The sequence below is a fragment of the Desulfovibrio fairfieldensis genome, assembly GCF_001553605.1.
Taxonomy (GTDB): domain Bacteria; phylum Desulfobacterota; class Desulfovibrionia; order Desulfovibrionales; family Desulfovibrionaceae; genus Desulfovibrio; species Desulfovibrio fairfieldensis.
Window position 1 is genome coordinate 1,881,443 of record NZ_CP014229.1, and the last position, 23,829, is coordinate 1,905,271.

A 23,829-nucleotide genomic window follows, 5' to 3' on the forward strand; every position below is an offset into this window, starting at 1 on the left:
CCGCTAATCCTCCTTGCTTAGAGCCGCCTTCACCCGCTCAATTCTTTGTTCGTCGAAGACTCTGGCAAGCACATTAATGGCTGTTAAATAGCGTATCCGCCACATGTGGGCCCGCCAACAGAGATTATCTTCAGGGATCATGCCGCTCAGTGCGCGTGCCAAAAAAAGTTGGAGATGGTCCTCGTGCCGCTTGGAAAGGATACGCATGAGGGCAAGCCCGTCCCTGAAGGAGCTGAAGGTAGTAACAACAACAAAGTGCTTCAAAAAATCTTCTTGGGACAACTGGGATCTGAGGCGGGACAAGAGATAGAAAAGATTTTTTTGTCCGGACAAAAAAACGGAAGAACTCGACACCCAGTTCTCGGTCTCTTCAACCCTTGAGATGATCCCCCTAATATCCACAGGTAGAGACAGTGGGAGATTCCCCTTTAGGTTGTCAGCAGCGCTCGTATCCATGGCCTTCTCCTAAACTCCTAAAAATTTCTATTGACATACAAATAGCATTAGGTAAACCAATTTTTATAGCGGCAGTTCATCTGACGCGAACTCAGGAGGATCCTCTTCATGCGCATCCGAAGGCTTTTTCTCTGCGAAAAACCCAAAGTAGGCAGGCAGATTGCCCCTCTTCTCGGCAGTGTGTCTTCCAGGAACGGCTGCCTTTTTATTTCCAATGGTGATGTCGTCACCTGGACGGCCGGGCATGCGTATGAAAATGCCCCGGCTGTTTTTTACGATAAAAATTTCAAGCCGTGGGCCAGGGAAAACCTTCCTCTCATTCCTTCTCCCTTTGTTATTTTGCCCAAAAAATCCATGAGCGAACAGCTGGCGGTCATAAAGAAACTGCTTGCCGACACTGAGACTGTCGTCAGTGTCGGCGACCCTGACCGTGAGGGGAATCTGCTCATTGATGAAATCCTTGAGCAACTTAAGTGGAACGGCCCAACAAAGCGGATCATGATCAAAGGAAATGACGAAAAGTCTCTGATTGCGGCCATAGCCGACGTCAAGGACAATCGGGATTTTGCGACATGGACAAGGGCTGCCCGTCTGCGGAGCCAGATAGATTGGATCGCGGGTATCAACCATACTGTTGCACTGACGGTCTTCGGCAGAAAACTTGGCATAGATACTCTCATGACAGTTGGCCGCGTTCAGACTCCACTGCTTTACCTGATTGTTATGCGCAAGAGAGAAATCCAGAATTTTAAGCCAACGACATACATTGTTATGCAGGCGGCCATGGATGCCGGATCTGGAAAATTTTCTTCCTCCCTCATTGTGGATAAGGACGCTACAGGGGTCGACAGCGAAGGGCGCATCGTCTGTCCCAAGTATGCGTCTTCAGTCAAAGCAGCTTGTGAAGGGCAATCCGGCGAAGTCATTGCCGTGGAAAAAAAGGGGCAGAAGGGAGATCCCCCATTGCCGCTTTGTTTGAGCTCACTTCAAGAAATGGCAAACAAGAAATTCGGACTGGAACCTGAGGCAACACTGGCCATTGCGCAAAAACTCTATGACGATGGCTTCACCACCTACCCGCGCACTGGCTGCCCCTATATTCCAGAAGGGCAGTTCCCCGAAGCCCCGGAGATCATTTCCGGCCTGGCCGCTTGCAATGAGAGCGGTTTGCAAAAACTTGCCCGGGAGGCAAATCCGAAGCTCAGAAGCAAGGCATTCGACGACAGTAAAGTCGAAGCACATTATGGTCTTATTCCTACCAGCCAAAAGCCGGACTTTTCCGTAATTGAAGGCATTAACTCTGAAATCTATAAGCTGATCGCGACATACTACCTTCTCCAGTTTTATCCGCCGGAAGAATATGAAACTCAGAGCATTCTGGTGAAAGTTAATGAGTTCACCTGGAAGGCCCATGGACGGGTCTGCCTCAAACCTGGCTGGAAAGGGGCATTCAAGGAGGCTGACGACAATGAAAAGGACCAAGGCCTACCCATCGTTCAGAAAGGACACCAGGTAAAATGCTCAGAGGTTAAAGCAGAGCAAAAGCAAACGACCCCACCACCCTACTTTACGCCGGGCTCAATTATCGGCGTCATGAAGCAGGCCCACAAATTTGTTACGGATCCCAAGATGCGGGCCACCCTGCGCGGCGTTGAAGGCTTGGGCACTGAGGCTACCCGTGCCGGTATTTATAAATCTCTGAAGGACCGCGGCTATATTGAGGTTAAGGCCAATAAAATATTGCCCACAGCCCTTGGTGAACAGCTTATAGATTTAGTTCCTCCCGGTATGAAGGATATCGGGATGACAGCTTTGCTCGAAAACAAGCTGGAACTCGTGTTCAACGGTAAGCTTGAGCCCGGTCCCATTTTCGAAGAGTACGCGAAATCTCTAAAGCCGGCCATCGACGCCCTCTTCTCAAGCAATCCCACGCTGTCAGTGACCGTCCAGACATACCCATGCCCGAATAATTGCGGCACTAATCTCAGAAGGGTCAAGAGTAAAAAGAACGGCAAGATCTTTTGGATCTGTCCGACTGAGGGCTGTGAATACATTGTTGATGATGTCAAAGGCAAACCGGGCAAGCCGCGGCCCAAGGCGGAAATTTCATCCGAATTTTCCTGCCCGGATTGCGGCAAACCTCTCGTCAGGCGGCAGGGTAATTACGGTTTTTGGTGGAGCTGTTCCGGTTTCAAAGACGGCTGTAAATTTACCGCCCCCGATGAGAACGGCAAGCCCGGCCCACCGCGGGAGCGGCTTGAAGCGAAAGGCGAATTCAGATGTCCCGAATGCGACAAGCCGCTAAAATTTATTGAAGGCAAAGACAAACGCCGTTGGCATATCTGTGAAAACGCCAAGAAGCATAAACGGAAAAAAACCAATTTCTACCCGGATAACAATGGCGTGCCAGTCTTTGATTAATGCTATTAGCGTATAAATAGAAATAAGAGGTCTGTATGGGAAGTCCAGCTGACGTCGCCTGCCCTACCTGCCCCAAGTGCGGCGCACTTTTGAGACTCAAATCCGGGAGCCGGGGCACGTTTTGGAGCTGCAGCAAATACCCTGATTGCGCATTCACCGCGGATGACGTGGAGGGCCAGCCTCTGCTTAAACAGTGCCCGGAATGTCACAGCTATTTACGCTACGGAGTTAACGCCATCGGGCCGTTCACCGCCTGTTACGTAAAGGAAAAGCATGCTGATGGGCAGGTTCACTTTTTCGATAATGAAGGAAATCCACAACAGGGGCTTCCTCCTCTGCCAGAAGCCAAAGGAACGTTTACCTGTCCGGAATGCCGCAATAATCTCAAATACTTCAGGGTAAAAAAGGGACCCAACAAGGGGCACATGTGTTTTGGTTGTTTCGAATCTGAAAAGCACAGTGACAACCAGCCTCACTTTTTTGCCGACAAAGGCGGAGCACCCGTTTTCTAGCTTCAGGAGGGTCTATGGCTGATATGAAAAATTATCTCGCACAATGGCCACGTGGGGTCATTCGCTCTCTGTCGGAACTGGAAAGGGGTGGCATAAGCAAGCGCCTGATTCACGCTGCTGTGAAGCAAAATGTCATACAGTCTGTTGGTTATGGGGGTTATGCAAGAGGAGAGGACCGCCTCTCCTGGCAGCATGGCCTCTATGCCCTTCAGCGCAGTAGTTCCGTAACGACACCATTGTATTTCCTTGGGGGGCTCGCGGCATTTTTTCTCCACCTTGAGGGTCGCCTTACCGTTTCTCCCACGCCTTATGTCTTTTTTCATGTGGACGAGGACAAACCTTTTCCGCCCTGGTTTAAATGCCTGGCTGGTTTGTCAATTGAATTAACGGGATCGTCCGCGTCCTTTTCGTGCTACTGCAATCGCTTGCCACTTCATGTGCCAGATACATTCACGACTTTCTGCACTGCGGAAGGTTTGGCATACCAAGTCTCCTCACCGGAGCGCGCCTTACTGGAAACACAACTTACCCGGAAAAATTTTACTGAGCTTCTGAACTTCATTTTGAATATTGCTCCCCTCAAGGAAAAAATACTGACAAGACTTTTGCAAAGTGCCTTTCCAACTCCGATGCGCCTTCAGTTTCTAAAAAAGCTTGCGGAGAGTCTCGCCAATAATGGCCGGATCGAACTTTTTGAGAGTTTAAGCAAGTTTTTACCCGGGGAAGATCCACACCGAACTTGGTTTCCGCTACACGGCAGATCGACCATGAATATTCAGAATCAGCATGGTGATTTTGTAAAATAAAATCTTTCATTTGATTTTTTCTTATTTATATGAAAAATTTTATGAAAAAATTGCACGATTGGGGATAGCAGCATGAAAAAGCGGTTTTTTTCCGAGACGGTCCTGATTGCTTGTGTGATGCTGTCACCAGGAATCCCCTTGGCCGAAGTGTTCGGCCCAGGCGCCAATGTCGGAGGCGAAGCGAATACGACTCCCGGGGGCATCATCGCCACGGAGGAAGGCGTCGCCAACGCAGCGACATTCACTGTGGAGTGCATCAATAAGGGTATGGAACAATCTACCAAGAAAATTCTGGCGGCTCTTCAAGGGATACTTGAGGGCATAAAAACGCTCGACGGCGCAAAAATTGAGACATTGCTCGAGGGACTCAAGCAGCTTGAAGAAGCAAAATACGCTGCCAAGGAAGAGGCCAAAGCCCGGGCCCAAGCAGCCAACTCATGTGAAAACCGCGATGGAGCGGCAGCTTGGGGGGTGGGCAAAAAGGCTGCCGAAGGGTTCAGGACCGACCTCAATGCGCGCGTTACCGAACTCGAGGACGGCAAGCCGAAAAATTCGCAAGAAGCGGCCGACATCAATGAATCTCGGGGGTTAGAAGGCCCCATGGAAGATCAGAGCCCCAATGGGGAATGGATTTTCCCTCCTAACGGCCTCATTGCCGACCAGGACATGGCCAAGGCTGAAGTTCTTGCCCAGCTCGCTGTAAATCCTTTTCCTACGCCGAAAGTACCTGACGGCTTAAAAGGCAGCGTTGCCGGGAAGGATGCGCTTTACAGGCAGCAAGTGAAAAAAGCCAGGCTTGCCGTGGCCCACGATACAATCAACGACGTCATTGCGTCACATGCTCCGCTGGTGGATGCGGGTGCCGTACTTGAAGCGCTGAAGAACAGTATGGGGCACTCTAAAACTTCCGTCCCGATGAACGAGCAGGGGCGCACGTCTCTTATGGCCTTTCTCGATGTCTGGAGTGATGCACGTTTTGGAAATCCTAACTGGTTCCAAGAACTTTTCGACTCGACAGATGAAATAAAAATCCTCAAAGAAATAGCTTTTATGCGTGCTCTTAGCGTTGAAATGCAGCGCTCTCAATTGAAGTTTGAGATGCGTAACTCACATATGCTTGCAACAATCATTGGCATTTTGGCTGAAAAAGATAATACAGCTATTCACCTCAATATTGATACGCCGCGCGCTGCTGGTAGGTAGGTACACATGGCAACACAGCAAATCCTTAGTTCTGAGGCTTTAAAACGTCTGCGCCAATGGCAAAATGAAGAGGAAGAATCCGGCAATACCAGCGGATCGGAGTACTTACAGAACCTGATTGAAAAAATAGAAAGAATTAAAACCAGAGTTGATGGCTCCACGCTACAACAACTGGACCCTGATGTTGGAGAACAGCTCCGGCAATGGCTCGAAGAGGAAAAAAGCAATCCCAATGCATACGCGCGCTTGCAAGACCTTCTTCAAAACTTGTCTGAAAATGTGACTGTCATGCACAGTAATGGCGAAGACCCTGATGCAGATCCATTCCGGACAGATATCCCACAAGCGGATCCTGAAGCCTTCGCTCGGGCAATGGCTGAAGGAGATGGCAATTCGACGTTATGGTTCGGGGATGAAAGTGAGGCATTCAGCCCGCTGATGAATGTGGAGGGCCCTGACAATCAGTGGAACGAAGACCCGGAACCGGAGGGAGAGACAGTTGCGAAAAAACCTTCTGAACCGCAGGAGGGCGAGAACCATATTCAACCACCTATCGAAGATGGCCCCTTCTCTTCGCAGGTTCCGCGAGCTGACCTTGAAGCCTTCGCCCGGGCCATGGCTAACGAAGAGTCTGATCAGGTGAATGTGTCCTCAATCCCGTGGGGAAAGCCCCCTGCGGAAGACTCACCAGATGCGCAAGGAGACGTCTCTCAAACTCAACTATCTGCGGAAGATAAAACCTCCTCTCCTCATATTCCGAGATCTTATATGACGTGCGGACACGAATCTGCCGGCGAGAAAGAGCATGTTGGCGCCGACGAAACCTTCGTAGGGGCACAGCCATCGGCCAGACAGGAAAGGCCGGTTACGATTTCACCTGGATTAACGCCTGCCCAGAGAGCCGCAACAATGCGGCCGCAAGGCATAAACGAAACCATTTCTCCGTATTCTGCGTCCGCAGCAATGTTTGGAAATTTTTTTTCCAATATCTGCCATGGAATAAAAGGGCTGTTCAGGCCGGTTCCCAAAGATGTCCCCCTTCGTGAAAACGCCATGTCGGCACTTTCTCCAATGCCCGAGGATGTCTTTGCACAAAAAATCCAGCAGATGCTGCAGACCTGGAAATTTCGCCGGGCACATTTCGAGCAGGCCTGGGAAGACGTGCACAATAATCAGTTCGAGATTGAGGCCTGCATCAGCCGGATCCGTGAAAATCCGCTTGTTTTACGCGCGATGGACGATATCCGCGCCGCCGGCGGAGATGAAGTTGAGCAGATCCGGAGTGAACTGGCCAAAAGTATGGGAGACAAGTTCAGCGAATACGCTACATCGCTTAGGCACGATGTGGATGATCTCCGTCAAAATATGCAGCAATTCCAAAAGAACGCAAGAATCGCTGTAGAAGCGAGCGGGAAAGAGCCGCTTGACAGATTCGCGTGTCCGGAAGCCCTTGAAAAAAGTTTCGATACATTTTTCAACGATGTTTTGGACAAACCAGAATTGAAGCTGATTGCTGATGACCATGGTGAAAGCCTTTATGACAAGGCGAGTAAACTTGTCCAGAACATCAAGAATGCTTTCTCAGCGTTGAAGCAACGGTTTATGAGTCTTCTTCCGCACCACGAAAGTGGCGAAACAGAAGTCCAGGAAAAGCGTGCTCCGCAGCAACAATGAGTAAGGTACTCCGGGCCAACGATATTCGCGTGGATGACCATAGCGCATACGTTCTGATGTGGCGTGAAACTTGTGTTGACAATTTTTCAATTTTTCAATAATTCTGACATTGAAAAATACAATTTTTCAATTTTAAGAGAACTTGCTGAATAAACAGGAATTATCGAGGTGGAATGTGCCCGCATTTGGTACCATCCTCACAGGCGACGCCCTGGCCATGCTTCGCACTCTGCCGGACCAGTCCGTGCATTGCTGCGTCACGTCGCCTCCGTATTGGGGGCTGCGGGATTATGGAGTTTTGGGCCAGATAGGGCTTGAATCCTCGCCGCAAAAGTATGTTACCGCGCTAATGTCAATTTTTCATGAAGTTCATCGCGTACTCCGTGCTGACGGTACGCTATGGCTGAATCTGGGCGATAGCTACATCGGATACCACGGCAACAAAAACGCCCATGGATCCGCAGCGCCTTCCGACAAAAACGGATACCGTGAAAACATGCGTCCCACTTCTGTTGGGGCGGACGGCCTCAAGAATAAGGACATGGCCGGGATTCCTTGGCGCGTGGCTTTCGCACTCCAAGACGCCGGTTGGTATCTGCGTTGTGATGTTATTTGGGCAAAGCCAAATCCTATGCCGGAAAGCGTGCAGGACCGCCCCACGCGTGCGCACGAGTATCTTTTTCTCTTCTCCAAGTCGGAGCGCTATTACTACGACCATGAGGCCGTGCGAGAGCCCTCCGCTCCCTCTCGTAACTCTCGTAAAGGGAACGCATATACCGGTGGCCGCAGTTTCGATAATTCAACGGATGCCGTGCGGGACAGCCACGGCAATGCGCCGCAAGGCGACATCCGGGCAGTAAAACGCCACTCCGTCCGCCCCGGCATTGATGTCAAGGGGGGAAATCAGGGGATGGGGAAAATGACCTATCCCCTCTACACCCGCAATCGGCGCTCTGTATGGAGCGTCGCCACACACCCCTTCCCTGACGCCCACTTTGCAACTTTTCCCCCGGACCTAATCCGGCCTTGCGTCCTTGCCGGGTGCCCAGCGGGCGGCGTGGTGCTCGATCCGTTTTTCGGAGCGGGTACTGTCGGCGTGGCCTGTGTCGAAGAGGAACGACGTTACCTCGGCATCGAAATCAATCCCGATTATGTGGCAATGGCCAAGCGGCGCATCGGGCAGGCACGTCCGAAGGGACCGCAGCCTCTTTCCCTGCTGGATATGGGGGTGGCGTGATGTTCCATCTGCCCGCTATCCCCCCGTTTGTCCCACGCGAAAACGTGCGGCCCGTCGTTTCCGTGTCCGGAGGAAAGGACTCGACGGCTACCTACTTGCTGGCCCTGGAACAGACCGACGGCGATTTTGCCGCCGTGTTTGCGGACACCGGCAACGAGCATCCGTACACCTATGAATACGTGGCCCGGCTGCACGAACGCACGGGCGGCCCGAAAGTGCAGGTTGTCAAAGCCGATTTTTCGCGGGAGCTGGCGCGGAAGCGGCTCTACCTAGAATCCGGTCGGGCAACGGCACGAACAGAACGGCCTTGGACGGAAGAACGGGTGCATGAAGTCCTTGCAATGGGCTTTGAACCGACGAGGATCCCATTCCTTGACCTCTGTCGATCTAAGGGCTTGTTTCCAAGCCGGATGCGGGCTTTCTGTTCACAGTTTTTGAAACGCTTTGCCTTGCTAGAGCAAGGCCATCTGCCGCTTATCAACTCCGGATATCATGTCATATCGTGGCAAGGCATCCGGGCCGAAGAGTCGGTACAGCGCTCCTGCTATCCGATGTGGGAAATTTCGCCCGAATCGGAATCCGTGACCCTCTATCGTCCCCTCATGGGCTGGACAGTAGAGGACGTGGCCGCCATGCACAAGCGGCACAACGTGCCCCTGAATCCACTCTACGGCATGGGATTTTTCCGTGTGGGCTGTATGCCATGCATCCAGTCCAACAAGCAGGATATCCGGTTGACGGCACAAAAGTGTCCGGAGGCGATAGCCAAGATAAGGCAGTGGGAAGGTATAGTACGAGCCTATAGCCGCCTTGGGCAGACCACGTTTTTCCATCAGAACACCACGGGGAACGATGTGCCGGTGGGAATTGACGAAGTTGTCCGCTGGTCCATGACCCGCCGTGGTACCCGCAGCGGCCGCCAGTTCGATCTGCTGGCCCTGGCCCCTCCCCCGACCTCCGAGGTGTGTGTTTACGCAGGAGGGTTGTGCGAATGAAAGTCGCCTTTCACTTTCATGGAACAAGGCGCCTCTCCAAGCGGTGGGGAATGTCTTTGCCGGGGGCCTGCATGGCAGGCTGAGGATAATAGAAAAGGCCCCGTTGCAGCTCAGGGCCTTTCCGTGTGGCTTCGCCACAAACAAACTTATGTACGAGTGAAGTATGCTTGATTCAGACCAAATTGTCAATGGATCATTTCGAAAGTTTCCTGGCATATCACTGTCACCTTCCCCTCCCCTCTCTTTTACAACAGGAGGGACAGGGCAATGAATACCGATATCCGCCTTCATATCACATTTTGGGGACATCATAAGACCAAGCGGCTGAAATCAGCCCTTGGATCTGATGGTATTGAATCCCTCTTGAAGCTCTGGCTGTGGACCGCGCAGAATCGTCCTTCCGGTATTCTTACCAGTATGGATACACGGGACATTGAACTCGTCAGCGACTGGAACGGCCTTGAGGGCGAATTTTTCAAAACTTGCCACGATATAGGCTGGATCGATGATAGTGACGGCAAAAGCCGCACATATGAAATCCATGACTGGCGCGTCTGGAATCCTTACGCTGCGGCCGAAGATGAAAGGCGCTCGCAAGGACGCCTGGCAAAACTCGCCCAGGCCAACAAGGAAGCGTACCAAGCTTGCGCTTCAGCGGGCATCAGAGAGCTCAGCGCCGACGAATACCAGCAGCTCAAGCCCCTCCATGGCCAAGCCCTTTGCGATTGCGTCACAAGTATCCAGAGCGCCCAAAGCGAAAGCTCCGCTTCCAACAGCGGGCGCAGAGCGCCCGCACAGCGGCGCAACAGCGCCGCAAGTACTCCGCAGCAGCGCCGCAGCAGCGCCGCAGATACGCCGCAGCAGCAAGAGGGTTGCGCAGGCCCTTCTCCCCAAAAAATGCAGGGGAATCTCCCTGCTGGAGTTTCAGCGGATTGCCCACATGGTGACCATCCGGCCGCCGAAAATCGCCAGGAAATCCAGGCTGAAGAGGCCGGAACGCACTCGCATCTCAATATAAATCAAGGAGATTCCCCGGACTCGCCTTATTCAGGCCCAGACCACAGCTACCGCAGTGCGGACGCTCAGCGCCCGCTAGCGCGGTCGCTAGCCCCATTACCATTACCAGATCCATTACCAAGTGAAGAAAGAAATCTCTTATCTCCCCACCCTACTGACTTCGAAGTGAGTAAGAGCCCACAAGGCAGGGAGGGAGGGAAAAATGGGAATGCTGAAGCTCAAGTTCCCCCCGAATTTAACCCCGAATTTAAGGAGCTTCGCAAAATCTACGACTCCGTGCGCACAGAAGCCCCGCTCACAGGTGTGAAGGCCTATGTGGCGCTTAAAAAATCAGGAAGTTGGCCGGGCCTGGAATTTATAAAATCGGCGCTCAGGAATTTGTCGGAGAAAGACTACCAGTGGCTCAACGGCACTGCGCCGGGCTTGGAGAAATTTCTTTGTGAAGGCTGGTGGACCATTGAGCCGCGCCCTTCACCTCCAGCCCCCAAGATCCGCCAGGGACAAAACGCTGGTGATCGGAACGCTCTTTCTCGAAAGAACGCTGAAACCGCAAATCGGGTACTTGGAGAGATCCAGTCTGAAGTCTGAAATAAGCAGGAAGTGACACATGGAAACAAGATCTGAAGAGCTGCAAGAAAAGGCCTCGGCCATCATGGCTCTAGCGGAAAATTTTCAGCACGAGCTTTCGGATCCACTCCTCAAGATTTGGCTGAGGAACCTCGATCCATGGCCGGCGAATATTGTTGAAAACGCTGTAGCCATGGTCCTCAGGAACTACAAAGGGTGGAAATTTCCCTCCTACTCAGTCCTTCAAAGTGCTCTGGATGAGCTTTGCGGAAAAAGCCAAGCGCAACTCAGAGATCAGGCCATAGCCGAATGGGGTCTGCTGATGAGAAATATCTCCCTCCGCGGCACACGAAACGAACCGGAGCATCATCCCACCACTGCCTATGTTATTCGCTTGCTTGGCGGCTGGGCAAATGTTTGCCAGTGGAAGCTCGCCGAACTTGATTTCAAGCAGAGAAACTTTTTGGATCTTTGGATCCAGAGTCATGGAAAAACGGACGTCCTGGCCCAAGGAGCGTTCGCAATTGCGCAAACCAGCGCCGCTGTTGCGGACAAGGCAATCATGCCTTTGCTTGAGCTGCATAAAGTTTGGCCGCAACAAAAAAGGGAGTCCCCCCCTCCCGGCTTGCCTGCAGCCCAGAATAAATAACGTTTTTACCGTGCCGGGAGTCTAAAAAAATGAAATACATTGAAATACGCCATGCCCACCTTTTCTGCGGCTTGGGAGGCGGCGCAAAAGGCTTCAATTCTGGATATGGCGGATAAGATCGCTTCTTTGTATGGAATGAAACTTTATTCGCCCCGTCGGACGGATGGGAGGGAACAATGAACAAGGAAATGATGAACGCTATGGCCACGGATGCCTTTGCCCAGGCGCAGGAAGGCTTCGCCGTGCCGCTTGATCCTGACCTGGCGGATGCTCTGGGCGCTTTCATGGAAGAGGCGCTGCCGTCTGAACTGTAAAGATCAGTCGTGAACAGGGTGAACAGCAATGGAAGCCGCTACCCAATACTGGATTCGTGAGGACAATAGAACCCTGATACGCGCAAAAGGGTTGCGCGAAGCAGTCAAAAAGGCTGAGCAGGGGTTTTATGCCCTTTGCGATGGAGGGCAGGTCTGGTGCGTCGCGGACACCATCCCTAATCTGCTGCGCCAAATTACACACTCCACAGAGAAAGACCTTAACGCTCTTGAAAAAGCATTGTGTGATGAAAACTACGTTTATTGGCGTATTTATCCCGTTTCAAAATCTTTTGTATGTGATTTTTGGCGATTTCATCAACAATCTAATAGAACAGTAATTTTCCCTAGCTATCGAATTGAGGATGGCCATGCACTCTTTGAAGGATAAAAATACTGTTCCCCAGTGGGAAATACTGGTCCGCTCTGTCGCACGGCAGGGCGTGTCTACATTTTTCCATCAGGGCACTACGGGGAGTAGATTTCCGGTGGGCATCGACGAAGTTGTTCGTTGGTCCATGACTCGCCGTGGTACCCGCAGTGGCCACCAGTTCGATATGATGGCCCTGGCCTCTCCCCCGCCCTCCGAAGTGTGTATATATGCAGGAGGGTTGTGCGAATGAACGGCTTGATCATCGATCTCTTTGCGGGCGGTGGCGGAGCCTCGACCGGCCTTGCCTGGGCCTTGGGACGCGACCCGGACATCGCCATCAACCACGACGCCGAAGCTCTGGCCATGCACAGGGCGAATCATCCGCACACACGGCACATGCAAAACGACATCACCCGGGTGCTGCCCTTGGAAGCCACAGGCGGGCATCCCGTGGCGATTCTGCACGCCTCGCCGGACTGCACGCATTTCAGCAAAGCGAAGGGCGGCAAGCCCAAGTCTCAGTATATCCGCGACCTCGCGTGGGTGGTCATTCGCTGGGCGGAAGACACGCACCCGAACCTTATCACGTTGGAGAACGTGGAGGAATTTTTGACGTGGGGACCGTTGGATAAAAACGGCCAGCCAATCAAAGAGCAGGCCGGGGCCACCTTTGCGGCGTGGCGGAAACGGCTTGTGCGGCTGGGCTACCGGGTGGAATGGCGGCTTTTGAGAGCCTGCGACTATGGCGCGCCCACCACGCGGCTGCGGCTTTTTGTTGTGGCGCGGCGGGACAAGCGGCCCATCGTCTGGCCCGCGCCCACACACGGCAACCCGAAATCCGCCGAAGTGCGGGCCGGGAAACTGCTGCCGTGGCGCACGGCGGCGGAGTGTATTGACTGGTCTATCCCGAGCCGGAGCATTTTTGACCGCAAGAAACCGCTGGCCCTCGCCACCCAACGCCGCATTGCCGAGGGATTGCGGCGGTATGTCCTCCAGGCGGCGGAGCCGTTCATCGTAACTTATTACGGGGCAAAGGGCGAACGGGATTTCCGGGGACAGGACTTGGGCCGTCCGCTCCCGACACAGACCACGGAAAACAGGTTCGGTCTGATTTCGCCTGTGGTGGTGACGAATACCACGGGACACGCGCCGACGCCGGTGGATATGCCCATGCCGACCCTTACTACCGGCAATCAGCAGATGATGGCCGGGGTCGTCGTCGCCCCCATACTGTCGCGGCAGTTCGGCCAGTCCATCGGCCAGAGTGTGGACGCCCCGCACCCGACAATCACTCAGTGCAACCATGACGCGCTGGTACAAGCCGTATGCCTGGCGAAACATTACGGTGGTGTCGTCGGGCACGGTATACAGCAGCCTCTGGGGACCGTCACCAGTATTGACCATCATTCTTTGGTGTCCGCCTGTCTCACCAAGTATTACGGCAAGAGCGAGTGCGCCGCAGTGGATGCCCCCCTTCATACTCTGACCAGCAAAGAGCACATGGCCCTCACGTCTGCATGTCTGGTCAAATACTACGGCACGGCCAAGGCTGCGGACGTGGGCGAGCCCATGCACACCATTACCGCCAAGGCCCGCATGGGGTTGGTGGAAGCCGAGGCGCGGCAGAATTCCGAGCCCAGACGCTATGAGCAGGTGCGCGACTTTCTGCGTACTTGGGGCGTCATCGGCCCGAAGGACGAAGCGGAATTTATCTATCAGGGCGTCGTCCACCGTATCACGGACATTCTGATGCGGATGCTTGCGCCGCGAGAGCTCTATACGGCGCAAGGCTTCCCGCCGGATTACATCATTGACCGGCTGCCGGACGGCAAATGCCTCACAAAAACCGCGCAGATTCGCATGTGCGGCAATTCCGTGCCGCCAGAGCTGGTTGAAGCTCTGGTTCGCGCCAACGGGCCGGACACATGGATACAGAGAGAGCGGCCAGCATACCCCTTACTGAAAGCCTGTTTTGCCGGATTGCAGTCGCACCCTCAAACAGTGGAGATGACATGTACGACATAACTTTGAATGAGTGGTACCGCCATCTGGCGGTTTGCGGCGTATTGCGGCGCGCAGGCAACGCCGTTCCTCCTCCTACTGCCGCGGCTATTGCCGGAACCATGGGTAAGCTCCTTCTGCTCACATGGTCCGGCGAAACAATTTCCCTCGGCAGTACTCCCATATGGGTGCAACCCATTGCGGCCGCGCTCATGGCCGCCCAATAATCGGAGACTTGATGAAAATCTCGCGCCTTCGTATGCATCGTGGTCCCCAATCTATTGCCCCTCAGCAAGCCGCTTGTTACGCGAGATGTCTTATATCCTCTCTTCTCTTGGGTCACACACTGCCCACCAGAAAAAAGCATGTGAAGGATCGAGTGCCGCCTGAAGGCGTTCTGCGAGGTTTTGCCTGGGGAATAAGGGGAGAAACTCCGGAAGAGTGGATTGATGAGATGTGCACCACATTACTACGCTATAACAGGCGGCATTTCTGTACAGTTCCACATTATATTCTAACCCTCTCTGAGGGAGAAAAATTCGGCCCTAATTACAAACTCTGCGTCACAACGCTGCTTCAGGCTTTGGGCTACTCAATCCGACATCATGCCATTGCCATTTTGCACGCTGGCGCGGCGTCATCTGGAAACGAACATATCCATCTTGTGACATGCCGGATTGACCCGGGCAGCTTGCGACTCATTCAGGAAGCTGAGGGCTGGTACCGCCGCACTATGGCGCAAACTGCGGCGCTCCTGGAAAGCCAGTGCGGCTTTGCACCCGCACCTGCGGCGCCTTATCGCTTTGATGCTGCCGCGGGGAAAGTGGTGCGTGCTCGTGTTGAGGATTCCAAGATAAAGCTCAAAGCCGAATCACGGCTCATGGAAGACAGCACAGGCAAAAAGTCGCCTGAACGGTTGGCAAAAGAATCAGCTGCCCAAGCCATGGACATATTTAAAAAAGGGTTGGCTCAGGGGCGGCTGCTCAATTGGGAGGCACTACATATCGTTTGCGGGATGGTGGGTCTGCTTTTTCATCTTGATGGCAAGGTCGCGCTCCTATCCCCGGACGGCCAAACGTGGTTCAGAGCGAGCCAAATAATGAAGGATCTAGGAATGAAGCACCTTCCTGGAAGGATTCAAAAACCATATATTCCCACAACTGAAAAAGCCCTGGATCTCTTTAACAGAGCCAGGGAGCGGCGAAAATGAACCTCATCAGATTAATTTTACGCGCATAAAATGTTTTTTATACTTTTTTAGAGCATTAGGAGCCTACTCCAACGCCTGAGGAGCCGGTCCTTTTTGGGGACAACTGTAAAACTGTGCTATGCTGCCTGACATCCATAAAACAGAACCCATTCCCCTATCGTCTTCCGCGAAACTCAAGGTCTGGGTGACCTGCCGCAGCATATTCTTCATAAGCTTTTTTCAGTTCAACCGCGTATTTTTCTTCCAACCCAGACAACGCCTCTCCCCAAAGATCCTTCATGTTTTTTCGGAGATACCAAGTAAGAAGGCGCATATTCTCATACTGCTCTTCGGGCATCATCACAGAGCTGCGAATGAGCTTTTTTTTGCGCAGCCCTTTCCGTCCAGGTTCGTCGCCGGTTTCTGGAGTACTGCCATGCTCTTTTTCAGCGGTAACCGCTACAGTAGCGGTTTCTCCTCCAAGAAGAGCACTCAAATCAGGAGTTTCTCTTTTTACATTGCCGGCCATAGTCATTTCTCCTCTTCCAGTTAGATGTGCTCTTGGGACACACGATTGACCAGTTTCCCATAATCATCGGCGCCGGGTGTCTTCGGTGCATACTCAAAAATCGTCATTCCCTTGCTGGTTGCCTCAAAAAACTTCACTGAAGCTCTGATCGGTTCGCAAATGGCCTGAGGAAATTGCGCCCGCAGTTGCTCATAAATGCTTCTACTCTCGCTGGATCGTCTATCCCACATGGTAGGAACAATATAGCGAGTGTGCAGCTGGGAATTATATTTTTTTACGTCAGCCACTCGCTTGAAAAACTGCCCAAGGGATTCCATGGAAGCCATTTGCAGCTCAACCGGCGCTAGAATTTCTTGAACGTACATAAGAGCATTGACAGAGAGCAAGTCCCAGCCAGGTGCCATATCCAGGAGCACATAATCGTAGTGCCCTTCGACCTCTTGAAGCACCTCAAGCAGGGCCCGTTCAATACCCATGGTACGCTTCGAGATGTGCAACGTCGCGTCCGCCAGACGCCTTCCACCAGCGAGAAGCATAACATTGGGTTTGGCCTCCAAAAGACAATCCCCGATCCGGGCTTCTCCCAAGAGCACTTCCGCCAAGCCTCGACCAGGCTTTGCCCCCATAAAAAAGCCTGCCTGCCCCTGAGTGTCACAGTCGACTAGAAGCACAGACTTGTTACGTTGCCCCAATCCATATGCCAAAGTTGTAGCCGTAGTAGTTTTTCCTACGCCGCCTTTGGACAAACAAATGGCCATCTTTCTCATACCTAGCGCCTTTTCCTTTGATTTTTAGGCTACTATAAAATTTTTTACTTTTTAAGCGCGTAATGCTCTAAAAAAGTATAAAAAATATTTCATGTGTGTAAAATATGAAAAATTGAAAAATATGTCAATATTTAATATGTAAAATATGAAAAAGGCAGCGCCGTAAAGTGCTGCCTCCAGAATCCGAACCAAGATTCAGTATTACTGCTGCTCTGTCGCCCACCTTGCGACGGCTACGGGACTATCTGGAACCTGGACCTGCCCCAGCCATTGTGCATATCCCGGAGACGAGAACTCGATAATTTCGGTTTTAATACCCAGGTCCCTCAACAACCTTTGGGAGCGCATAAGGATCTGGTTATGCATAACGCATGATAATGAAATCTGTTTCGAGTCCGGCACATGCTTCCATAGATCCTGATTGGAAGAAAACCTAACCAGCCGAATGGATTTTCCAGAAAGCTCTCCATCAGCCAGTTGAAGGGCACGGACATAAAATGCGGCAATTTCTTCCAGCTGCCCCTCTATCCCATCCAGTATCTGAGTAATCTGACCAGGGATGTCCGCTACATCCATAAAAGGCAGCAAGACCTCCTGGGCTACGAACATCTCCGACGCAAGGTCACTTGCAGTCAGCCCCAACTCAGACAAACGGTTTCTCAGCGTCCCCATCAGCACCTCTGTCCTTTCGCAAGTATAGCCTGAAGCTGACAATGCCGCATTCACTCATGACCTCATGGAAGTCGTCCAAGCCACGCTTCCGCAATTCGTTCTCAAACTGCTCAACAACGTCTATGGCGCCTCGGCCGTCCTGCCAAAAGGCCAGAATGGACAGATTGGGTATAGAGTACTGAATCGGAATCATGACGGAGCGGTATGTGGCGGTCTCATCATTTTGCAGATCCAGGGCCTCGTCCCTCTCATGAATTGTCTCATGCAAAACATCTTGTAATCGACGGACTGCAAACTCAGCTTGCATGCCGCGAGCGGCTAGTTCAACCAAGGCTGCCTGGTGGTGGATTTCAGGCCTCATTACTTAGAACTCCCTTGGCCGACTGCCGCTGCCATCCTCGCCAGCAGATGGTCCAATTCCTGACCGGAGAGGGTAGCACAGCCGACCTCAGCGCCACTGGGAAGATCTCTATTCTCAACCCGCCAGGCAAAGGCCGGAACACGCAAGGCTCCTGTATGATCGGCAAGGATTTGCGACGTGACGCTCACGCCGGCCAGCAATTCCTTTTGCTCATTCTTCGGAGCAGTCTGCTTGTCCAGATAACGCAGGGCATTGCCTGCGATGGGAGCGAAGAGAATCTGAAACGGATACTTCTCCTTATGTTTGTCGAAATATATTTGCAAAGCCGTGCAGGTAGGACAATCTTCCCAAGTAAAGACCACGAGCACTGGCCCTCCTTGGTCTTTTAACTCGGGATGAAGCTTTTTTGCCGGAACCTTGAGGAGCTTCTCAAAGGTGGCCATGGTGAATGCCGCGCGGGGCTTGGAGGCACTCTCACGGAGGTCCTCCACTGCCTTGCCGCGGCTGGTCCTGGAGTCTGAAACTTTTCTGTCGGCAATCGGATTGACAAAAGATTCAACCTTGAAATTCCCAAAAACCGGCCCATTGGGGATGAGCTTCCAACGGTTATCTTTGCTGTCCAACACCGGCTGGGCCGTGACGACGCCTGAGAGGGACGAAATTGTGATCAATTGTGCTCTCGCAGGATTCCAGTCGGGGAGATGGGAGGCGGCATCCAGTGGAGCCATGAGCGGTGTATAAATATAAAACAGCAAACACGCCCCTCCCACACATCCCACGGCAATGCCGGCTGCACGGCTCACAATATGGTAAAAGAAACAATACACGCCCATTACGAAGCGTGAGAACCTTGAAGTGGCGGATCGGAAAATGCCCATGTGCCTTGCTCCTCAAATTTGCGGCCCCTAAAATCCATAGAGATTTTTTTCAAATTTTACAATTAATTTTTCACACTTTAAAGCAAAACATTGCCCTACATAATCATGGCGCACTTGGGAAAATTCTTAGCCGGAGGAAAATCCCAAGTACAGCCTTACTGCCAGGATATTGAGGCAAGAATTTAGGATATTGCTGCCGATTTAGGCTCTCTGCTTCTCAAAAATAGCAAAAAGAAATTGGCAATATATAGTTCAATGCTAAAAAATAAATTTGGCAGTAAGGTGGGGAGAAACAACAATTAGAAATTGGCAGCCAATTTTTATTGCTCATCATCTTCCATTTTGTTTCTCATAAGGCAATGGCGGAAATAGGAGAAGAAAAAATGGAGCAACCATGCAGATGGGGGTGGGCCGCAGGAATCGAAGGGAGATTCAACAACTCAGAAATGCCTCCCAATTCAGACGAAATGTTGCTCAACATCTCGAACGCTGGCGCGCAACTGAGCCTCTCTCATTATGGTGGTCAAAAGTAGGACTTCAGGCAACACATCATCATAGAGAATGAAAAATATAGGTTACGAAGCTGGCTCATACTTTATGAGCAGCGCCCTCCTACCGGAGCACCTCTTATTAGCCTGCTGGTGAGATCCAAAAAGATAGTACATGTAGCAAATGGGGAGGAGGAAAGATAAAATTTCCGTGATCAGATCCAGATCCGCTTGCCGCATGTCCGGAAGAGCCTCTCCCCAAATTCGGAATGCGGCGTTTTTGTCTCTTGAGTCGAGCTTTTCCCAAGTTCAGCATATCCGGCACAGCCTCGACCGCCTCAATCTCTTGCTCACCCAAAACATGTTGGTATGTGCGCAGGAGCATGGTTTCGTCCTTATGCCCCATAAGTTTAGCTACGGCTTTTAACTTTGCACCTCCCTCAATGGAATAGGTGGCGAAAGAATGGCGCAGAGAATATGGGGTGATACGACGGAAGATACCAGCGTTTCTGACAGCTGTGTGCCAAGCCCTATTCACTGAGCGTATGGGCTTACCTTGCCACGAAATCACAAAAGAGATTCCGGTCGCTAAATCGGTATCACGCCATTCACGGAGCAAAGGGCTCAATGATTGCCTGATCGGGATTTCACGGACCTTTTCCATCGCCCCCTTATCCGCGCTAGGCATGCGAATGACCCCCGCTTCCAGGTCAACGTCAGCCCAGCGAAGCTGGAAAAGCTCACTTGGACCGATTCGAGGCCCACAAAATGCACCGATTGCGATAATTCTTTGGAGATGGGGAGCAGCAGAATCATAAATGAGCTTTGTCTCTCGAGGGGTGGGTGGTGCGGTGCGCCTAGAGCGGGCCAGAGGAAGTCTAAGGTCAGAAAGCGGACTTTTTGGAAGTATGCCATACTTAACGGACCAATTCACTGCACTCCTTAAAATTGATATCCGCCTGTTAATAGTGGATTGATTTAAGTTTCTAAGTTTTTGTATCTCTATAAAATTTATTATATCGTCACATGACAAAAGAGAAACCTGTCTTTTTCCAAACAATTTTATAATATGCGCAGCATGATATTGTGACTGTTTAATTGTTGTTTTATTTGTCAATCCCAATGAAAAATAACGTGAAAATAACTCTTCAACAGTAATTTTTATACATTTTGATCGTGCTCTCTTTCGCCTTTGCGCCATGATTCGTTTTTCTTGTAGTTCAATATCACTAAGAGCTTGTGAAAAGGCTTGGGCTGCTGGTTCTGAAGGAAAACCAACCCTATGCCGTTTTCCAGTCCACGAGCTTTTCCAGCAAACAATCCATGGGTTCTGTCGCCGATATTGAATATACTTGATTTCCATTCCTCCTCCTTTCTTCATACCAGATAACAGTCGGCAACTGCCTTAAAAACCTTACAGTTGTCCCTCCTTTTGTTCAGACATCTTATATACGAGATGGGTTTACCCGGAACTGTTCGCGGTTCTTGGTGGCAAGACGCCCGATCTGCGGGGCCTGTTCCTCCGTGGACACGGGGGAAACAGCGCTGAATTAGGCGCACCCCAAGGGCACGCCATGCGCGACATATCTTCGGCTGGCAGCATCAGCGTAGGGTTCGGAGGGTATCTGACAGGAAGCGGAATTTTTAAGCCTGTTGGTAGTCATGGCGTGGTTGTCATTAGGGGCTCATGGGACGGCAACTGGGGGAGTACTGTTTATGGGCTGGATCTCTCTGCCGGTGGCGTACCCGTGGCCAATGAGGTTCGGCCGGACAACCAGGCGGTACGATTTCTAGTCCGCGCGCGGCCGTAAATTCTGCTTCCCTCCTATGGCCGGGCACGGACTAGATACCGAACCGCCTGATTAACCGGACGGTTTTCTTCAGCGGTCGGAACGACACGAGAGAGGTCGAAGCCGACGCCATTACCGGACCACGTACCGTATGAGCTGCGAATATCTTCAGCACAGCCTCCTGTCCTATAGAAAACGCCTCCAGCAGAAGCCGAACTGTGCTGGCCAAAGCTGCCAGTTATATTCCGTATAGCATCGTTCTGCTGGACTCCCAGGGCTGCGCTGTTTCCCCCGTGCCCCCTGAGAAACAAACCCCGCAGATCTGGCGTCTGGCTGCCGACAACCGCAAACAGTTCCGGGTACGCACCCAGGGCCTTGGAAAAGGGCTCAGGGCTTGGCGCGGATCAGGAAACGGACAACTCTTGCAGGAGGCTGGACGGTCGTGGATTTTCCATAAATCGAATTGGAAAGAGAAGCATCAAATTTCATGTATACATTTGGTGATTGGAATCGAGCATTCGCGCTATAACAGCTTCCGTTTGAGGTAAAAGCCCCCGTTGGAGAGCGATATCCACCTGTTGAGTTGCCGGAGCCCGCGCTGCCAGTGATATTCGGTAATCCTGCACTCAACGTCGTCCCGACGGTATTCGTCCCATTTCCCCATACGGTACGGTCCCTGAGATTCGGTACCTGTCCGCCGACAAGCGCGAACAGTTCCGGGTACGCGCTCAGGACCCTGGTAAAGGGTTCAGGGCCGGGCGCGGATCAGGTAACGAACAGCGGTGTTCACGGGGCGATTTTCAGATGCGGTGGGCACACATCGCGACAAGTCAAAACTAACGTCATAAGGATAGCCGTATCCGTCTACAGCGACCTTTTGCCCTCCACCGCCCCCGACCCTGAACGGGCCTGTTCCTTCTCGCCACATTCCCGCGACTCTTGCATCGAAAGTACCTGTCACATTTCGTATGGCATCGCCTTGCTGGGCGCCCAGGGCGGCGCTGTTCCCCCCGTGCCCCCTGAGAAACAAACCCCGCAGATCGGGCACCTGGCCGCCGACAACCGCGAACAGTTCCGGGTACGCGCCCAGGGCCCTGGAAAAGGGCTCAGGGCCTGGCGCGGATCAAGTAGCGCACGGCTTGATTTACCGGGCGATTTTCTTCGGCGGTGGGGACTTGACGGGATGCATCGAATTGGAGGTAGCAATCTCGTGTACCTCCTCCTCCAGTCAAAGAAGCCCACATTCCACCAGTGTGACCTTTAAAAACGCCATTAGCTGAGATGCCACTCCCATAAATAGCGCCACCAAAATCAGCGGTAAGATTTCTTATCGCATCCCTCTGTACCACGCCCAGCGCCGCCGAATTCCCCCCGTGCCCCCGGAGAAAAAGCCCGCGTAGATCGGGCGTCTGGCCGCCGACAATAGCGAACAGTTCCGGGTACGCGCCCAGGGCCCTGGAAAAGGGTTCAGGGCTTGGCACGGATCAAGTAGCGAACGGTATAAGCTGGAGGCTGCACGGTCTGGCTTCGACCATAGATAAGTGAGCTACGGCTTGCGTCAAAATAAGCTCGTTGGCCTTGATGCTCCCAATTACTTTCTGGAGAACCATCTGGAGTAAAATAGATAGCTCCCGAAGATGAAAAAGAGGCCGCTCGCGTCGTCCCGGAAGTCCAGTTCGCCGTGATGTTTGGTAATCCCGCTTCAATCAATCTGCCGGGCGCTGTGTCGCCCCACGTTACCCTTCCCAGCAAATCCGGCACATTCGTGCCCATAACCGCAAAGAGTTCCGGGTACGCGTCCAGGGCCCTGGAAAAGGGTTCAGGGCTTGGCGCGGATCAGGTAGCGCGTAGCCATATTCACCGGGCGGGTTTCGATGTCCCCTGTGGGTTCTGTCCGCCGTGTTTCCGTCCACTGAAGTACGGCACGATAGGAATTTTCAACGCCACCATAAAGCACCCCATGACCAAGAAAATCATGTGAATGTGCTTTAAAAGCATCTTCTTGACGGACGCCCAGGGCAGCGCTGTTTCCTCCGTGTCCACGGAGGAACAACCCCCTCAGATCAGGCGTCCGTCCGCCCATAAGCGCGAACAGTTCCGGGTACGCGCCACGGCCCTTGGAAAAGGGCTCAGTGCCGGGCGCGGATCAGGTAACGGACGGCCTGATTGACGGGGCGATTTTCTTCGGCAGTGGGCACTTGTTGTGCAGCATTGAAATTGAGAGTCCCCTCACGCCAGCTTGATGACCAGGAATCTGACTCCTGATACATTGGCCAATTCTCTGCAAAGCTAAAAGAACCATTTGGTGTGCTACCGCGCAGGCCGATCATGTACAGTGAGCCTGTCAGGTTTCTGATCGCATCCCCTTGCTGGACGCCCAGGGCGGCGCTGTTCCCCCCGTGTCCCCTGAGAAACAGCCCCCTCAGATCCGGCGTCTGGCCGCCGAGAACCGCGAACAGTTCCGGGTACGCGCGGCATTTGTCGGCAAAGCGTTGCCGGACGGGGTGAATGCGGATATATGAAAAGGGCGCGGCTACCCCCTTCCTGATCTGCGCCCGGCACGGTGCAAACTATCAAAGGGGGTGCCATCACATGAGACGCTTTGCCGTCTTGGTGTTGCTGGTACTTCTCGCCCTGCTGCTGCGGGGCGATAGTCGGCCTTAAATAAGGCTGGCCCCGTATCAGCTTACACCTGATACGGGGCCGAACGGTTGATAAACCCAGTAGGTAGCCGTGCACGGGGGCGCTAACCGCGCCGTGCCAGCCCCGGTATATGTCCCCACAGATGCCGGGGTTCCCTTTTTAAATAACGCCTCCATGTCTGCTTGGCAAGTCTCAGGGCCGGGCGCGGATCAGGTAGCGAACGGCTTGGTTCACGGGGCGGTTTTCGTTGGCCGTGGGCACGACGCGTGAGGCATCAAAATTCAAGCCAT

At 52.7% G+C, this 23,829-nt stretch carries 21 protein-coding genes; 13 read left to right on the plus strand and 8 right to left on the minus strand.

The annotated features are described in order from the left end of the window. Positions 1–3: 3 nt before the first annotated feature. On the minus strand, positions 4–456 hold the full coding sequence (locus AXF13_RS08065; RefSeq protein WP_062252432.1) for a type IVB secretion system protein IcmW: 453 nt from the start codon (positions 454–456) through the stop codon (positions 4–6). 108 nt (positions 457–564) lie between these two features. Here AXF13_RS08065 and AXF13_RS08070 point away from each other — a divergent pair, with 108 nt between their 5' ends. The 13 genes from AXF13_RS08070 (at position 565) to AXF13_RS16655 (ending at position 15,432) form a co-directional block, all read left to right on the plus strand. Continuing rightward, complete coding sequence (locus tag AXF13_RS08070) at positions 565–2,877, plus strand: DNA topoisomerase (RefSeq protein ID WP_062252433.1); 2,313 nt, start codon at positions 565–567, stop codon at positions 2,875–2,877. 35 nt (positions 2,878–2,912) lie between these two features. Further along, positions 2,913–3,389 (plus strand): topoisomerase DNA-binding C4 zinc finger domain-containing protein, encoded by a 477-nt coding sequence (locus AXF13_RS15960; RefSeq protein WP_083522017.1) that lies wholly within the window; start codon positions 2,913–2,915, stop codon positions 3,387–3,389. Positions 3,390–3,403: 14 nt separating this feature from the next. Further along, positions 3,404–4,195: an AbiEi antitoxin N-terminal domain-containing protein gene (locus tag AXF13_RS08075; RefSeq protein WP_062252435.1), complete on the plus strand. Its 792-nt coding sequence runs from the start codon at positions 3,404–3,406 to the stop codon at positions 4,193–4,195. Between the two features lie 72 nt (positions 4,196–4,267). Continuing rightward, the gene (locus tag AXF13_RS08080) at positions 4,268–5,398 is read left to right on the plus strand and encodes a hypothetical protein (protein ID WP_062252437.1); all 1,131 of its coding nucleotides are present in this window, start codon (positions 4,268–4,270) and stop codon (positions 5,396–5,398) included. Between the two features lie 6 nt (positions 5,399–5,404). Next, on the plus strand, positions 5,405–7,072 hold the full coding sequence (locus AXF13_RS08090; protein ID WP_150116118.1) for a hypothetical protein: 1,668 nt from the start codon (positions 5,405–5,407) through the stop codon (positions 7,070–7,072). A gap of 217 nt (positions 7,073–7,289) precedes the next feature. Beyond that, positions 7,290–8,309, plus strand: coding sequence for a DNA-methyltransferase (locus AXF13_RS08095; protein WP_062254781.1), 1,020 nt, complete (start codon positions 7,290–7,292; stop codon positions 8,307–8,309). After that, positions 8,309–9,304 carry a phosphoadenosine phosphosulfate reductase domain-containing protein gene (locus tag AXF13_RS08100; RefSeq protein WP_062252443.1) on the plus strand — a complete coding sequence of 332 codons (996 nt, stop codon included), beginning with the start codon at positions 8,309–8,311 and terminating at the stop codon, positions 9,302–9,304. Before AXF13_RS08095 ends, AXF13_RS08100 begins: the two co-directional genes overlap by 1 nt. Before the next feature lie 267 nt (positions 9,305–9,571). Further along, positions 9,572–10,909 carry a superantigen-like protein SSL4 gene (locus AXF13_RS16645; RefSeq protein ID WP_150116119.1) on the plus strand — a complete coding sequence of 446 codons (1,338 nt, stop codon included), beginning with the start codon at positions 9,572–9,574 and terminating at the stop codon, positions 10,907–10,909. A gap of 19 nt (positions 10,910–10,928) precedes the next feature. After that, positions 10,929–11,537 (plus strand): hypothetical protein, encoded by a 609-nt coding sequence (locus AXF13_RS08110; RefSeq protein WP_062252447.1) that lies wholly within the window; start codon positions 10,929–10,931, stop codon positions 11,535–11,537. A gap of 176 nt (positions 11,538–11,713) precedes the next feature. Then, on the plus strand, positions 11,714–11,851 hold the full coding sequence (locus AXF13_RS17085) for a hypothetical protein (RefSeq protein ID WP_190276329.1): 138 nt from the start codon (positions 11,714–11,716) through the stop codon (positions 11,849–11,851). Between the two features lie 28 nt (positions 11,852–11,879). Next, on the plus strand, positions 11,880–12,239 hold the full coding sequence (locus AXF13_RS16650; RefSeq protein WP_150116120.1) for a hypothetical protein: 360 nt from the start codon (positions 11,880–11,882) through the stop codon (positions 12,237–12,239). A gap of 228 nt (positions 12,240–12,467) precedes the next feature. Further along, positions 12,468–14,246, plus strand: a complete 1,779-nt coding sequence (locus AXF13_RS08115; protein WP_062252449.1) for a DNA cytosine methyltransferase — start codon at positions 12,468–12,470, stop codon at positions 14,244–14,246. Between the two features lie 343 nt (positions 14,247–14,589). Next, positions 14,590–15,432, plus strand: a complete 843-nt coding sequence (locus AXF13_RS16655) for a relaxase/mobilization nuclease domain-containing protein (RefSeq protein WP_190276330.1) — start codon at positions 14,590–14,592, stop codon at positions 15,430–15,432. Positions 15,433–15,586: 154 nt separating this feature from the next. Here AXF13_RS16655 and AXF13_RS16660 read toward each other — a convergent pair whose 3' ends face one another. The 7 genes from AXF13_RS16660 to AXF13_RS16670 form a co-directional block, all read right to left on the minus strand. Next, positions 15,587–15,940, minus strand: a complete 354-nt coding sequence (locus AXF13_RS16660) for a hypothetical protein (RefSeq protein WP_150116122.1) — start codon at positions 15,938–15,940, stop codon at positions 15,587–15,589. 20 nt (positions 15,941–15,960) lie between these two features. Further along, on the minus strand, positions 15,961–16,707 hold the full coding sequence (locus tag AXF13_RS08135) for a ParA family protein (protein WP_062252457.1): 747 nt from the start codon (positions 16,705–16,707) through the stop codon (positions 15,961–15,963). A 201-nt stretch (positions 16,708–16,908) separates the two neighbouring features. Then, positions 16,909–17,379 carry a hypothetical protein gene (locus AXF13_RS08140; RefSeq protein WP_062252458.1) on the minus strand — a complete coding sequence of 157 codons (471 nt, stop codon included), beginning with the start codon at positions 17,377–17,379 and terminating at the stop codon, positions 16,909–16,911. After that, complete coding sequence (locus AXF13_RS08145; RefSeq protein ID WP_062252460.1) at positions 17,351–17,740, minus strand: hypothetical protein; 390 nt, start codon at positions 17,738–17,740, stop codon at positions 17,351–17,353. Before AXF13_RS08145 ends, AXF13_RS08140 begins: the two co-directional genes overlap by 29 nt. Next, positions 17,740–18,618 (minus strand): thioredoxin domain-containing protein, encoded by an 879-nt coding sequence (locus AXF13_RS08150; RefSeq protein WP_062252462.1) that lies wholly within the window; start codon positions 18,616–18,618, stop codon positions 17,740–17,742. Before AXF13_RS08150 ends, AXF13_RS08145 begins: the two co-directional genes overlap by 1 nt. 630 nt (positions 18,619–19,248) lie before the next feature. After that, positions 19,249–20,469, minus strand: a complete 1,221-nt coding sequence (locus AXF13_RS15965; protein WP_190276331.1) for a tyrosine-type recombinase/integrase — start codon at positions 20,467–20,469, stop codon at positions 19,249–19,251. 2,556 nt (positions 20,470–23,025) lie between these two features. Next, positions 23,026–23,226: a hypothetical protein gene (locus tag AXF13_RS16670; protein WP_150116124.1), complete on the minus strand. Its 201-nt coding sequence runs from the start codon at positions 23,224–23,226 to the stop codon at positions 23,026–23,028. Positions 23,227–23,829: the final 603 nt, after the last annotated feature.

Coding starts and splice junctions, on each gene's coding strand:
- AXF13_RS08065 (WP_062252432.1), bottom strand. CDS start 456: ATGGATACGAGCGCTGCTGACAACCTAAAGGGGAATCTCCCACTGTCT.
- AXF13_RS08070 (WP_062252433.1), top strand. CDS start 565: ATGCGCATCCGAAGGCTTTTTCTCTGCGAAAAACCCAAAGTAGGCAGG.
- AXF13_RS15960 (WP_083522017.1), top strand. CDS start 2,913: ATGGGAAGTCCAGCTGACGTCGCCTGCCCTACCTGCCCCAAGTGCGGC.
- AXF13_RS08075 (WP_062252435.1), top strand. CDS start 3,404: ATGGCTGATATGAAAAATTATCTCGCACAATGGCCACGTGGGGTCATT.
- AXF13_RS08080 (WP_062252437.1), top strand. CDS start 4,268: ATGAAAAAGCGGTTTTTTTCCGAGACGGTCCTGATTGCTTGTGTGATG.
- AXF13_RS08090 (WP_150116118.1), top strand. CDS start 5,405: ATGGCAACACAGCAAATCCTTAGTTCTGAGGCTTTAAAACGTCTGCGC.
- AXF13_RS08095 (WP_062254781.1), top strand. CDS start 7,290: ATGCTTCGCACTCTGCCGGACCAGTCCGTGCATTGCTGCGTCACGTCG.
- AXF13_RS08100 (WP_062252443.1), top strand. CDS start 8,309: ATGTTCCATCTGCCCGCTATCCCCCCGTTTGTCCCACGCGAAAACGTG.
- AXF13_RS16645 (WP_150116119.1), top strand. CDS start 9,572: ATGAATACCGATATCCGCCTTCATATCACATTTTGGGGACATCATAAG.
- AXF13_RS08110 (WP_062252447.1), top strand. CDS start 10,929: ATGGAAACAAGATCTGAAGAGCTGCAAGAAAAGGCCTCGGCCATCATG.
- AXF13_RS17085 (WP_190276329.1), top strand. CDS start 11,714: ATGAACAAGGAAATGATGAACGCTATGGCCACGGATGCCTTTGCCCAG.
- AXF13_RS16650 (WP_150116120.1), top strand. CDS start 11,880: ATGGAAGCCGCTACCCAATACTGGATTCGTGAGGACAATAGAACCCTG.
- AXF13_RS08115 (WP_062252449.1), top strand. CDS start 12,468: ATGAACGGCTTGATCATCGATCTCTTTGCGGGCGGTGGCGGAGCCTCG.
- AXF13_RS16660 (WP_150116122.1), bottom strand. CDS start 15,940: ATGGCCGGCAATGTAAAAAGAGAAACTCCTGATTTGAGTGCTCTTCTT.
- AXF13_RS08135 (WP_062252457.1), bottom strand. CDS start 16,707: ATGAGAAAGATGGCCATTTGTTTGTCCAAAGGCGGCGTAGGAAAAACT.
- AXF13_RS08140 (WP_062252458.1), bottom strand. CDS start 17,379: ATGGGGACGCTGAGAAACCGTTTGTCTGAGTTGGGGCTGACTGCAAGT.
- AXF13_RS08145 (WP_062252460.1), bottom strand. CDS start 17,740: ATGAGGCCTGAAATCCACCACCAGGCAGCCTTGGTTGAACTAGCCGCT.
- AXF13_RS08150 (WP_062252462.1), bottom strand. CDS start 18,618: ATGGGCATTTTCCGATCCGCCACTTCAAGGTTCTCACGCTTCGTAATG.
- AXF13_RS15965 (WP_190276331.1), bottom strand. CDS start 20,469: ATGGAAATCAAGTATATTCAATATCGGCGACAGAACCCATGGATTGTT.
- AXF13_RS16670 (WP_150116124.1), bottom strand. CDS start 23,226: ATGATCGGCCTGCGCGGTAGCACACCAAATGGTTCTTTTAGCTTTGCA.